Source organism: Novosphingobium sp. KN65.2 (assembly GCF_001368935.1).
GTDB classification, from domain to species: Bacteria; Pseudomonadota; Alphaproteobacteria; order Sphingomonadales; family Sphingomonadaceae; genus Novosphingobium; species Novosphingobium mathurense.
Window position 1 is genome coordinate 68,024 of the sequence record NZ_CCBH010000152.1, and the last position, 13,967, is coordinate 81,990.

Annotated in this window: 5 protein-coding genes; all 5 read right to left on the minus strand. The window is 62.8% G+C overall.

The annotated features are described in order from the left end of the window. Nucleotides 1-5 precede the first annotated feature (5 nt). From SPHV1_RS12140 to SPHV1_RS12160, 5 genes are read right to left on the minus strand one after another with little or no spacing between them, the layout of a single operon-like run. Entirely contained in the window at nucleotides 6-755 is a 750-nt protein-coding gene (locus SPHV1_RS12140; RefSeq protein ID WP_054946300.1) for a hypothetical protein, read from the minus strand. Then, complete coding sequence (locus SPHV1_RS12145) at nucleotides 742-2,781, minus strand: adenylate/guanylate cyclase domain-containing protein (protein WP_054946301.1); 2,040 nt, start codon at nucleotides 2,779-2,781, stop codon at nucleotides 742-744. The genes SPHV1_RS12140 and SPHV1_RS12145 overlap by 14 nt, the downstream gene beginning before the upstream one ends. Beyond that, entirely contained in the window at nucleotides 2,778-5,876 is a 3,099-nt protein-coding gene (locus tag SPHV1_RS12150) for a CHAT domain-containing tetratricopeptide repeat protein (protein ID WP_082430984.1), read from the minus strand. Before SPHV1_RS12150 ends, SPHV1_RS12145 begins: the two co-directional genes overlap by 4 nt. Beyond that, nucleotides 5,876-12,097, minus strand: a complete 6,222-nt coding sequence (locus SPHV1_RS12155) for an MBG domain-containing protein (RefSeq protein ID WP_054946302.1) — start codon at nucleotides 12,095-12,097, stop codon at nucleotides 5,876-5,878. The genes SPHV1_RS12150 and SPHV1_RS12155 overlap by 1 nt, the downstream gene beginning before the upstream one ends. After that, on the minus strand, nucleotides 12,097-13,707 hold the full coding sequence (locus SPHV1_RS12160; RefSeq protein ID WP_054946303.1) for a ShlB/FhaC/HecB family hemolysin secretion/activation protein: 1,611 nt from the start codon (nucleotides 13,705-13,707) through the stop codon (nucleotides 12,097-12,099). The genes SPHV1_RS12155 and SPHV1_RS12160 overlap by 1 nt, the downstream gene beginning before the upstream one ends. Nucleotides 13,708-13,967 lie beyond the last annotated feature (260 nt).

The window sequence follows — 13,967 nt, forward strand, 5'->3', positions numbered from 1 at the left end:
AACCATCAGTTCGACGCGAGCCCCGGTCCGGCTTCCTGCTTGGAACCTTCGACCAGAACGTCCATCTGGTTATTGCAGCCCTTGGCCAGCAACGCCGAGGCGACACCATCGAGATCGGCGTTGGCCGGATTCACCATGGCGACCTTGACTGTGACGGACTGCGCCGCGCCCGTCAGCGCGATCTTGAAACGCGCCCCTTCGGCAACGGGCAGTTCCTCGACCGGCCAGGCGCGAACCGACTGGCCTGCGCGGAAATCCACGACTGCGCTCTTGCCGTCGCTCTCCCGGGTCAGGGTCGCCGAACCCTCCGTAGCGTTGTCCGGACGCCAGATCGCCGTCAGGTTGGCGTCGGCCAGGCATTGCGTGCCACCGCGCGAGGCATCGACATACCAGACGTTCGGGCTACGCGCAGGACCGCCGCCAATGGCACTGCGGGTCGCCCCGGTGCGCGACTGGCGCGCGCCGGTGTTGGCGAGCAGAGCGGTCAGGCCCGAACCCGTCGCCGCGCCAGAACCGGTAACCGCGACCTGCCCGGGTCCCTTAAGCACACGCGTGCCGCTGGCATCGAGCACGGTGATCACGTCACCGGGCTTCAGCGTCAGCTTCGCATCCGCCGCGAGAGACTTGCCCACCGGATAGGAGGCAGCCGAGGGCCCGGACGAACGGACGACGATGGTTCCGGCAAGCGCCGCATCGGCGGCGGTCAAGGCGAGAACGGCGCCTGCAAGTGCCGACAACTTCTTAGTCGAGAACAAAATACCCTCCAGCTTCTTGGTTTTTCAGTCGGTAAATCAACTGCGTTAAGGCCTTGTCGGCCACTATGGTTTCCGATTTCTTTTCAAGCTCGCTCAAGGCATCCGAGCAGCCGCCGATGGCCTTGTCGGCTATTTCGCAGAACTGCCTGCGCTCGGCCACGGGCATGTCGGGAACCGGTTCGAAAATGCCAATCGACGAAGCCCGGCCGCGCAGCACGACATTGCCCAGCGGCCGAAAGATATCCATGCCGCAACGCTCCTTCGCGCTCTCGCTGACAAGCACGGCCGACTTGGTCTGCTTGTTGGCCGATTCAAGGCGCGCAGCGGTGTTCATGCTGTCACCCAGCGCGGTATACTGAATGCGCCCTTCGCCGCCGAAATTGCCGACGATGGCCTCGCCATAATGCAGGCCCACGCGGGTCATGCCGATCGGCGGCACGCCTTCGGGCACGGTCCGGCGAAACTCCTCGCCGGCAGCATGCATGGCAAGCGCCGCCTTAACCGCGCGTTCGCCGTCGTCCGGGCGGCTGATCGGCGCCCCCCAGAAGGCAACGACGGCGTCACCGACGAACTTGTCGATGGTCCCGCCATGGGCCAGCACCACGTCGCTCAACATGTCGAGATATCGGTTGAGCAGTTTCGCCACCATTTCCGGTTCGATGGCGTGGCTCAGTTTGGTGAAGCCCTCAAGGTCGGAGAAGATCACGAAAATTTCGCGCTTCTGTCCGCCAAGCTGAAGGGAATCGGGGTCCTTCATGATTTCCGCGGCAATGTCGGCAGGCAGATATTTGCCCAGCGCGCCCTGCGCAAAGCGGCGCTGTTCGGCGCTCAGCGCTCGCGCCGCCGATCCGGCAATGATGAAGGCGGCCAGCCAGCCCACGATCCAGCCGAAGGCGGGAAGGCCATAGGTTTCGATGTCATTGGCGGCGAGCAGGAACGGAATGCCGCCCAACGCCGCAATCTGGACCGCGAGCAGTGAACCGGACACAAGCGGCTTACGATTGAAAGAGGCGGTAAAGGCGCCGGCAATGACGGCGGCGATCGCCGCCAACCAAAGCACGAAGTTCGGAACCGGCTTCAGAAGCCGACCATCCATCATCTGGGCCAGCATGTGCGCGAACAGCTCCACCCCCCAGATATTCTTCGCTTCGTCCTCGGCCGCACCGCGGGTCAGCGGGGTCTGGAAAATATCGATATCCTGGATATTGCCGCCGATAAGGACATATTTGCCCTTGATCTGCTGCGCGAACATGGCCGACGCCTCGGGCGACTGGAACAGATCGTCATTGGCAAAGGTGTCGATGGGGATGGCCGCGAAAATCGGCTGATCCTTCAGCGCAGGGCGACGATAGGCCAGGCTGCCGGTATAATCGGCGAAGGCCTTGTCGCCGGGATTGAGCGCATTGGGCATGCGCGGCGGCGCACCTGGGATGATGTCCGCCCATTTGCGCATGACATTGTCGGAATCGGTCTGAATGACGATGCTAGTCGGATGGACATTGCCGCCCTTGGCGATTTCCTTCTGGAAATTCTCCAGAAACTGCTGCTGTTCGTAGAGAATCTTGTCGCTCGCCGTGTCGATGGAGGCATGGGCGAGGAAAGTCGGCGTCTTCATCGACTGGAAGGTCTTGATGAGCAGGTCGTCGTCACTCTGCGGTTGGTCGATCAGGATATCGATGCCGATCCCCTTCGCCCCCATGCCGTCGATCCGCGCCAGCGCCTTGGCCAGGGTGGTGCGGTCCAGCGGCGACCGCTTGCCCGTGCGGATCAGCGTCTCGTCCGTATAGGGGACCATGACGACACGAGTGTCCTGCTCCACCGTTGGAGCGGTGGCGATGATCCGCGCATCGAACAGGGCATGTTCGGCATCGATGGCGAAAGGCAGGTTCCAGCTGAATTTGGCAACCAGCACAGCCAGAACCAGCCCGACCAGCGATAGCGCGATGCGGGTCCGGCCGATCTGCGTCGCCAGCTTGCCCAGCCTTTTGGAAAAGCCTCTGGCTGCTTTCTCCTGGCGATCGCTCATTGGTGGGTTTCCTTCTGGTTCACAGCACCCTGCGTGTCGGCCAATTGGCCGGTTCCGCCGCCGGACAGCGGCTTGGCAGCGTCGCCGACAATGGCGAAGGCTGCCCAATAATAAGGATGGGATGTCAAGGGATCGTCCATCAGCAGGTTCTCCGACAAGCGCATGGACTCGCCGATCGGGCGGGTACTGCTATCCTCGTAGATCAGCGACATCAGCCTTTTGGTGGCGTCATAATCATCGGGCACCGGCCAGTGGCTTGCGATGACCGATCGCGCTCCGGCGCCGACAAAGGCGCGCACCAGACCGTCGAGCGCGAAATTGCCGCCAGTGCCAATGCCCGCTTCGCGCGTCGCCGCCGCCGTCGCCGCGCCAGCGGTGTCGCAGGCTGAGAGGATCACCGTGTCAGCGTCCAGCCGAAGGTCGAAGATCTCCTTGAAGCTCAGAAGTCCGTCGGAATCCCGCTGACCAAAGGAGGTCACCAGCGCCGGACGCGCCGGGCAGCCAGGACGCGGCGCGGTGACGAGGCCATGGGTCGCGAACTGGATGATGCGGAAATCCTTGAGATCCTCGCGCTCGCGCAGAGCTGTGTCGGAAAATCCCTCCTCCGTCACAACCTCATTATCCATTCCGCCCAGGCGCAGCGAAGCAAGCCTGAGTTCGGCCGAGGAGATTGGCTTGTTCCAGACGGAAAGGGCCCAGTCGCAAGGGTCGCGGCCTTGCTCGCTATGCGGTGCCCATTCCAGCCTGGCTGCCGGTGCGTTTTGCCCCATGCCGAGATAATTCCGCGCGGCACGGGAAGCGGGCAGGCGACGCACGTCGATGAACGATTGTGCGGAAACGGCTGTGGAGATCATGCGGTCGCGGCCCAGCCAAGCGGTACCGGTGAAGTCGAATTCGTCCGGATTCTTGGCCTTCTGGCGCGCGACATAGGCGTCGACGCTGGCCTGATCCATGACCAATACGTTGGCCGGCAACTTGAGCAGCGGCCCATCGGGTTCGAACACCAGATGCCTGATCGACGGAACTTCCCCGACCACCGCTCCAAAGAGCAGGTCATACATTTTGTGCGCGGCGACAAGATTGAAGGGATTGGTCACGAGCTGGTTCGATTCCTCGATGACGATGGAATCGCGGATGGCATCGGTCAGCTTTTCCAGCTCGTCGCGGGTAGCCTTGATCTTGAAAATCCGGCCGTTATCGGGTCGCACGAGCATGCCATAGGCCGTCTCATCCACAATCAGCAGCTTGTAATAGGCTTCGCCGGGCTTGAGCGCGGCCTGCATTCCTTCCAGTTCCAGGGTCGAGCTCGCCATGACGCGAAACTTGGGGAATGCAGCCAGTTGGGCCAGCAACGCGGTCTGATCGGCGCCCACCTGCTGGCGATGCGCCTGCGCAGCAACAAGCAGCTGATTTTCCTCCGGTGTACGCGTGTCAATCGCGCCAAGGCGGGCGATCTCAGCATCGGTGACGACAATATCGCGGGTCAGGCTGATCGACTGGCGAAACAGGCTCGATGCCTCATCGCTACCGCCCGACAATTCGCGCGCGAACACGGCCTGTGTCTGGGCGACGCCCGGACGCACCATAGCCTGGCTGGCCAGGAAGAAGTCGTTGGCGGACTGCATATCGCCCTTGGCGACAAGCGCCTCGAAATAGGGCTTGATAAGGGCGCGCAGAGCTTCACTGCCGCCCGGAACGTGCGCGGCATCGCTCACCAGTTGGCGATAGGCAGGGATGGCATCGCTCATGGCTCCATGCCTGGCCTGCAATGCAGCCAACCGCGCCTTGGCGGACAGAACCGTCGCCGATTCCGGATAATCATCCTCATAGATGCGCAGAGCCTCGCGCAAATGGCTTTCCGCCAGGCTGCCTTTGCCTTGAGCCTCTGCCAACTGGGCCTGTTCGGTGAAAATGCTGGCGATCATCCAGTGCATCGATCGCACCGCCCCGCCACGTACCGACGCATAATCGGACATTGCCGTTGCAAATTCCGATCTGGCCGCATCAGGTTCGCCCTTCATCCGCCGGGCGACGCCGCGCAGATAATGGGATTGGGCATCCAGCAATGTGCCGCGTTCGGTTTCGGACAGATGGGTCGCACCTCCGCCCAGCTTGATCATGGCGTCGTCATCGACCTGAAGCCGCTGCGAAAGCTGCTTGTCGATGAAACCGCCGGTCAGCCGTTCGCTCGATCCCGCCGCCTCAGCGATGGCCGGAACCGCGGTGTCGAGAGCGACAAGGGCGCCTTCGGCATCGAGCTGATTGAGCCTGTGCATCGCCTGCAGGTTGCGAAACAAGCGTCCGAACAGGGCGTCCGACCCGTCGGCAACCTTGGCCGCGTCAGCGAAAAGGCGGTCCGCCTCGGCCATATGGCCCAGGTTCGACTGCTGCATGGCGGCATTGGCGTAATATTCCGCCGCCTTGTTGGCCTCGCTGTCGTTGATCCGAACCCGGCCAACCAGCGCCTCGAAAAACTCCGACGCTTCGGCGTAGCTGCCTTCAATATTGCGGTCATAACCGGCAGCAAGCGCCTGAGCGGGATCGAGGCTGGCCGCTTGGACCCGCGCAAACGCGGCGGGGTCGCCGGCATTGGTGGTAGCAACGGAAATCTCACCGCTCACCGGGCGATCCGCGGCAAGCGCGCGCAGTCCGACCTGCAGCGCGCTGTCATAGGCCGACAGGCCTTCCGCGCTCAGCGTTTCGCCGCCGCGCCGCAGGCGGTAGATGGTGTAATTGAGGCCGGCGCTATTGCGGCACTCGACTTTTGCAACGCCGCCCAGATCGGCTATCGTCGCTTCCGCCGGGTTGGCGCAGGACAGGTCCTTGTCCGTTCCCTTCGCCGGGTCGCCTGCAGGAGCCTTGAGCGCATAGAGCCGTGCAACCGGCGTTGCGGCGTCGCGGCAGACCACATCATAGCCCCGATCGAACATGGATGTGAACCGGCTGTCTTCGCTGCGCCTCTGCGCGGTGCACAGCACGCCGTGATCGCCGACGCGGAAACTGTCGGATGCCGATATGGCAACTGGCGATGCGAGGGCAGGACCCTGGGCAAGGGCAAATGCCGTGGCAGCCAGCCATGGAACAATACGCTTCATCATAGGTCTCCCGGAATCCAGAGGGATGAATTGCCGGTTCCCGAGACCGGCTCGTCTACCGGTGGCGGCTGGCTGACTTTCCTGGTGTCTATCACGCTGTTGACCACAACCTTGGGATTGCCCGTGCTTTCGGCCGCAGCCTGTTCCTTCTGCTCCTCTTCGGTCTGCGATGCCGCGCTCTGTTCCTGCTGCTGCACCGAACTGCTCACCTGATTTGCGATCGTGGGCACGGTCGATCCGGTGCAACCATTGGCCGCGCTGCAGCGAAGAACCGTGAGGTCATTGCCGGTGTAGGTCACAGTATAGTTGGACGAAGCAGCCAGCGTGCCCTGCGTGATGGGATACGACCCTGCAGGCGAAGCGATCGTCGCGGTAGTCGTCAGCGCGCCGGCCAGGCTGTCGCCATTTACCAGACCATCGCCGCCTACCGTGTAGGTCAACGCCGGATTGGGGTCGAATTGCACGCGACTTGCGGGGTCGGCGCTAATGATGAGCGACCGGGGCGTGACGCTCAGCGATCCATCGACATAAGTCAGCGCGTAGTTGGACGAAGCAGCCAGCGTGCCTTGCGTCACTGCGTAGGAACCGACGCCCGACAATGTGTCCGCCGCGGTGCTGAGCGATCCGGTCAGCGTGTCGCCATTGACCAGTCCCGCACCGCCGACCGTATAGGTCAGGATCGGGTTGGCATCGCCATAGAGCCGGTCGCGCAAATCGCCGTTTACTGTAATCGCCCGCGCGATAACCGAATGGGCGATGGCGTTCGTAGGGTCCTGGACAAAGGAGAAGCTGTAGTTCGCCGAATTTCCGCTCAGTCCCGATCCCGTAACGGCATAATTGCCAACGTTGCTCAGTGCGCTGGCAGAGGTGGAATAGACCGCGGTGCCGGTCGTTACCGTGGCCAGCGTGTCTGATCCGAACAACCCACTCGCGCTCTCCGTGCCGGTCAGCCCAGCCAGCGCATCGCCGTAAGCGCTGCTGACCGGATTCGCGGTATAGGTGATTGTCGCGGCGGCGGGAGTAATGCTGCCCGAGGCCGTATTGAACGAGACGGTATAGTTGCCCCCGCCATTACCGTCGTTGATCGTATACCCCGTGTCGACGGACAGCGTACGCGTGCCGGCATTGGCGCTGTCAAACGACTGCGTCAGGCCGCCAATGCTATCGGCGCCCTGCAGGCCGCTGATGCCAATGCTTCCAGTCGAACCGACCGTGGCATCGTAAGTGCGCGTATCACTTACAGCACTCAGAACCAGCGCCGCCGGGGTGATGCTGCCCGAAGCCGTGTTGAACGAGACGGTATAGTTGCCCCCGCCGTTACCGTCGTTGATCGTGTACCCCGTATCGACGGACAGCGTACGCGTGCCGGCATTGGCACTGTCGAACGACTGCGTCAGGCCGCTAATGCTATCGGCGCCCTGGAGACCGACGATGCCGACCGATCCGCTCGACAGGATTGTAGCATCATAGATGCGTCCATCCGTGACGGCGTTCAGAGTCAGTGCCGCTGGCGTGATCGTCAAAGTCGCCGCGGGGGCCGTAATGATATTATAGCCCAGCTGGTCGGACGACAGCCCGCCCGAATAGCTGACGGAATAACTGCCTGCATTGCGCCCGGCGCCGCTGATCCCCGCCGTGCCGAACAGATGGTTCAGGTCCGCGCCCAGGGGGATGGCATTGAGCAGCGGCACGGTCCCGTCATAGACCAATGTCGTGTCGGTTGGTCCGACCACCAGAGGGCGAAGGAACGCCTTGAGCAGCGGGGTCGATAGCCCGTCGTATATACGCCAGATCGCAGTGTCGGTGCCGGTCGTATCGAGCGACCAGCCTGCAAAGCTGGAAGCCAGCCTCGACTGGGCGGTGGTCAACATGCCGGCGTTAGCGCAGCTTGTTCCGCCGTCGATAGAGCAGGCCACAGACACGCCCGATGCTTCGCTGTCCCAATAGCTGTTGAGGATCGAACCGGATGGCGAGTTGGAGCCGACGAGACCGCCGGCGCCAGCCCCCGTCACGACGCCATTGGCGAAGGTGAAGGATATGCTGCCATCATTGGAACCGGCGATACCGCCAATATAATTGCCTCCGCTGACGTTCACTCCGGACCAGCTATTGTCAATGATCCCGGTGCTCTGATTCATGCCGACCAGACCACCCGTGTCCGAGCCGCCGGAGTTGATGACGCCAGTCACGAAGGACCCCGTGATCGTTCCCGAATTGCCTCCCGCAATCGCCCCAACCCAGCCCAGACCGCCAAGGATATTGACATCGACAAGGCCAAGGTCGCGGATCGTGCCGGCATTATAACGGAACAGGCCAACCTCGCTTTCCGAAGGCCGGTTGATCGCCAGACCGGAAATGACATGGCCCGCACCATCGAATACGCCCAGAAATGGTGGCTCGCCATCACCAAGCGGGATGAAGCCGTCCTGCCCCCACACGCCACTCAGACGTGCAGTCTCCGTCGCATCGATGTTATGGGACAGTCGATAATTGCGTTCGAGCGCGAGGCTTACCAGTTGCATTTGATGGATGCTGCCGATCGATGCCACGCCGGACTGGAACTGGGGCTGTTCCCAAATGCCGATCGGCCGCGTAGCGTTCTTGATCCAGATCCAGTCGTTGGGGTTCAGGTTGGCATAGGCCGTCGAACCAAAGGCATAGTTGCCTGCCCCCGACTGGCTGGGGTCGCCGGTCACCGACAGCAGGTTGGTAATCGTACCGGTGTTGGCGCCAATGCCTGCCGACAGACCGCTGGTAAAGCCGTCCCAATAGCTGCTGGAGATGACGCCGCCCGCATTGTCGCCGACGAAACCACCGACATTGGTTCCGCCCTGCGCGATAACCGCGCCAGTCGAGTAGCTGGCGCTGATGGTGCCATAACCCGGACCGATATTTCGCCCGACCAAACCGCCAATGCTGTCGCTGCCCGATCCTGCAATCACATCGCCCAGCGCGTATGAGCGAGACACCGAAACCCAGTTGGTACCGGTCAACCCGCCGACAAATTGCGCGCCCGCGCCCACTACGACGTCGCCGCTGGAATAGGACTGATCGATGCTGCCATAGTCATGCCAGCCGATCAGGCCACCGACTTCGGTGCTGTTGTCCGCGCCGGAGACGATGCCCGTCGAGAATGACCGGGTGACCACGGCATGATAGGCCCCGCCGATCAGGCCACCGATCCTACTGCCGCTTCCGATCACGGCCGCGGTCGAATGGGACCCGTCGACGAACGTATTCATGCCGGTGCCGCCGATCAGGCCGCCGACATTGCTTTGGCCGGTCACGGTCCCCGTCACGAAACTGTTCGAAACCTTGACCGCGCCGCAGAAGCCGCAATTGGCGGTTGCGCCGATCAGGCCGCCGACACTGTCGCCGCCGATGATGCTGGCGTTGATCAAGCCGACATTGCGGATCGAAATGGCCGGCTGGGAAGCCGGTCCACCGGCCAAGGCGAACAGACCGACCTGCGTCACGCCCGGCCTGTTGATGGTCAGGTTGGTGATGACATGGCCCAGGCCATCGAAATTGCCGGTATATTGCGATCCCGTGCCCAGCGGCACAAAACCCGCGCCACCGTTCCAGCCGATGGTCGCAGAAGCGTCAATGTCGGTGCCCAGCGCGAAATTCTGGCCGAGGAAGTTGTTGATCCCCTGAAGGTCGGCCAGGGTATAGACCAACTGATAGGCAGTCAGGTTACCGGCCACTACGCTGCCGGAGAAATCCGTGGGGGTGCCGAAACTGGCCGGATTATAATAGATGTCGATCTGGTTGCCCGTGCCGGTCAGGTTGAACAGGCCGGACTGTGCCGTAACCGTTCCGGCGGCATTGCCGTCCGAATCCGCCTGCAGGGTAAGGTGCGCGTTCGCGCCGCTGCCAGTCACCGTGCCCGCCACGTCGATCGACCCTGCGGCGAGGATCTTGAGATGGCTGTTGCCGCCGACCGTAATCGGCGCGTTGATGACGATGTCGCCCGGCGAGCCGCCCCCCGTGCCAAGGGATGCCGTGGCGTTCGATGCTGCGCTGAACAGCGTAAAGCCATTCTGGGCAACGCCGCTGATGGTGCCTGTTCCGGCCTGAACGCTGGTGTCAAAGACCAGCGACCCGCCTGTGCTCGCCAGTTTGAACGTGCCGGCATCGGCGGCCAGAAGCACCGTTCCGCCGGTCGCAGCACCACCGGCGGCGCTCGCGCTGTTGCCGCCAATGGCCGATGCATTGAACCCGACATTGGATTGCAGATCGATCGTCGCCGCGCTGTCCCCGACTGCGAGTTTGACGTTGCCCGCTACGGCGTAGCCGCCGGTTCCGACGGCTCCGTCGCCGCCATGGGCCGAGGTATCGAATAGCGCGTCGCCCGATACAGTCAGCATACTTCCCGGGCTAAGGGTGAAAATGGGCGATGAAGCATAGGCGTTGCCGCCGCTGCTGCCACTGCCGCCCTTTACCCGGGCGTCCAGCGAAAGACCACCGGTCGTGATCGCGCCTTGGATCAGCAGTTCCGGTGCTTGATAGGCCAAGGCTTCACCGCCGGTTCCGTTCGTCAGCCCCGCGTCGCCCGCAATAGCGCTGCTGCCGATGGCAAGGGTGCCTGCCACGCCAATGGTGCCGCCCGTGGTTTCGACCTTCACAAACCCGCCATAGGCATCGCCACCGAGATCGCCGGAGCCATCACCGGCGGCCCCGCCCTTTGCAGACGCGTCGACCGTCAACGAACCACCCGAGACGAGCAGCCCACCGCCCGCACCGATCGTGACAATTGCAGAGCCGCCATTGGCCGATCCGCCGCTGCCGATGCCGGTATCGAAGCCAATGGCATTGGCTGCCACGACTGCCGATCCGCCGACGGTGATGAGACCGCCATCGCTCAGCAACTGGGCTGCGCCACCCGTTGCATAGAAGTTGCTTGTGTTGATCTCGCTGGCGGAAACTAGAAGATTGCCACCGATATTGACCGCGGTTCCGGCCAGACCTGCCTCCAGCGACGCGCTGCCCGCACCGGTACTGCCTGCGTCCGCCTCGAGCACTAGGTCGCCGCCTATCGAAATGGTGCCCTGTTCGGCACGCAGTATTGCGGCATTGTTGGCGTGGATCGAAAGATTGGACGCAAAGCTTATGTCGGGCGTCCCGCCTGCGGTCATGTCGGTAACAGTGACGTTGCCGACCGCGCTGACATAGCCGTTCGAAGTATAGCTGCCCCGGGCGATGCTGATGTCCGCCGTGCCCGAACTTGCCGGACCCACGGCAATCGGATTGCCCGAGCCGCTGTCGGCGATATTGTGCCCGGCCGACAAAACGATGGTGTTGCCGTCAAGGCTGGCCGCGCCTGCGACGTCGAAGCCGATCGAACCGCTCGATTCGATCGCCATCGTGATCGCGTTGTTCTTGGGAACCGCCACCATATAGACCCGGCGCGTCTCACCGACCCCGGCGATATCAGGACCGCCGGTAGAACCTGTATGGGTAAAGGTGTTGGTCGAAACCCCGGATCCGCTCGTAACACTGATGTTGAAAAGCCCAGTGTTATCAATCGCGAAGTCGGCGCTTTCCGCCGCGACCAGCGCCACGGAACCGCGCGCGCTCAGCAGGCCGTCCTGCTGGATGCGCGGTGCGACAGCGACGATATAATTGTTCTGCCCTACGTTTTCAGAGCGCACCTCGACCCCGGCCTCGACCACAATGGCCGATGTGCTGCCTGACTGCGGACCGATGCTGAACTGACCGGCAGTAGGCATGAAATCGCCCGTGCCGTCGACCACCGGATCGCCCGTCGTGAGCAACAGGCTGCCGACATCGATCCGCGCCGTGCTGCCCACCAGCAGGCCTCCGGGACTGTAGAACCACACGCTGCCGGCCGCGTCGCTGGTGATGTTGCCGTCAAGCCGCACCGCACGCGTTTGGTCGACGGGCACGATGCGATTCAGCACGACATAGTTGCTGCCCAGCGCACCGTTCGCCGCGAAATTGACCGTGTCACCACTGGCCAGGAAGTTGATCGCGCCGCCGCCCGTTCCGGTGTCGGTGGGCGTCCAGGTGATCGTTGTGTGCGCGGAGTCGACGGTAATATTGTCGACGCCTGCGACCGAAGAATCGATGGTCGCGCTGCCGAAATCGACCGTACCGGTGCCCTGAAAGGCCTGCGCCCAGACCACCTGCGGCATCGCCGCGAGCAGCGCGACGAGCGAGGCGTTACGCAGTAGGGAGAGAGACGAACGGGGGCGCATCAGCGGGTGCTCCAGGGCAAAAGATTCATCGAATAGGTGACAAGGAAGCGCGGATCGCGGCGTCCCGTCTCGCCGGGTAGGGTCGTCAGGGGGAAGGCGACGGCAAGGTCGAGACGCGCACGGCCGCCGACACGGCTTCGCAGGCCACCGCCCAGAGAATGCAGCGGCTGCGCGCCGCCCGTCGGCGATGAACGGTCCCAGGTCCAGCCATTGTCGAGAAACAGATAGGGCTGAAATTCCACATTGCTGCGCGGATTGAGCCGGAAACCTTCATGCCGCAGCTCAGTCTGGATACCAATGCCATCGTCGCCGGTCACAGTGCCCGGATCGAAGCCCCGCCCGACCGTGTAATTGCCCATGGAAAAGCGATCGAAGGAGAACAGCCCTGCGGTGCTGACCTGCGCGCGCGGCGAGAATGTCACGGCGAAACGGCGCAGCGGATGCAGTTCGAGATTGGCGTTGAAGCGGAAAACGGAGGCATTGGGATCGCCGCCGATCAGGCTGGGCGGAACGAAGCCGGTCGCAAGGCAGGTCGCCTGCTGGGTCATGCAATCAGGGCTGGCACCGAAGATGGAGAGACCCTTGCGCGCCTCCAGCGATCCGTTGAATTTCCAGAGGATCGAGCCGCCCGGCCCCATGCCCTTGAGATCGATCGCGTCCAGGTCGAGCCGCACATAGCCCACCCGCAGACGATCTTCGCTGAGGGGGATGCCACCGAAATCGACTTTCTGGTTGACGAAATCCAGACCGGCGGCAGCGCGGATGGTAACCGCCTGCTTGCGAAGGAAGGGGTAGATCGCCTCGACGTTCGCAAACAGCGTACGCGCCGAAACGTCGGGGACGGCAGGCCCCAAATCGGGTCGGGTCCAGGCATAGGTTACGCGCCCACCGATCCGCAGGCCATTTCCGCCCAGCGCCATTTCATGACCCGCCTGCAGGATATTCTGCTCATGGACCTGCGCCGTCGAATAAAAGGACAGCGTCGTGCGATCGCCCATGCCGGTAAGGCCGTTGAACACCGCCCGCAGCTGCCCGCCATAGCGGCCGGTGCCGGGACCGGCATAATTTTGCGCGCTGAAGTCGACCGTGACCGGGGTGTAGTCGATCCGCACTTCGCCGATCATCTCGCCCGCGCCGGTGCCTGCTGGCTTGAGCGAAAGGCGCACCTGATAGCCCGGAATGTCGCGGGCCAGCAGCAGGTAGCGTTCGGCCTGGAAGCGGTTGAACAGCTGACCGTCGGCGAGCTTGGATAGATAGTTCTCAATCAACCGCTCATTACGGCCGACCTTGCCCACCACGCGGATCGACGTGACCTTGGCGTAGAGCACTTCGAAATTGACTGCACCATCTTCGATGCGCTGGGCGGGCACCTGAACTGCGGCGATATAGCCCAGTTTCCGAAGCTTGGTCGCAGCCGCATCGCGAATCCGGCACACCACGCTGATCGGCTGTTCGGTGCCGACGAAATCGCCATAGGTATCAGCCAGTTCGCTGGCATCTACCGGACCCAGATTGCGAAACGTGGCTGTGGCAATCCTGATCTTGATCGAGGAGTAGGCCGGATCTTCCAGCGCGCAGGGCGCGCGCTCGATGCGCTCGTCAACCGTCAATCGCGGTCGAGGGGCAGCCTGTTCCTGCGGCACCGGCTCCAGATCGCTTCGAGCTGGGGGCGTCAGGGGGACAGACTGGGCCTGGGCGACGGAGGGGATGGCCAGGCCAAACGCTACGACAAGTTCTGCAATCCATAAAAATCCACCGCCCCGGACTAGCCGAAGGTCCTGCCCCGTAGCAGTTGCCATTATTCGCCCCTATTGCCCCATCACAATCTGGGATCGGCAGTAGGAATTGATGGTAAACAATGGGTTACTGA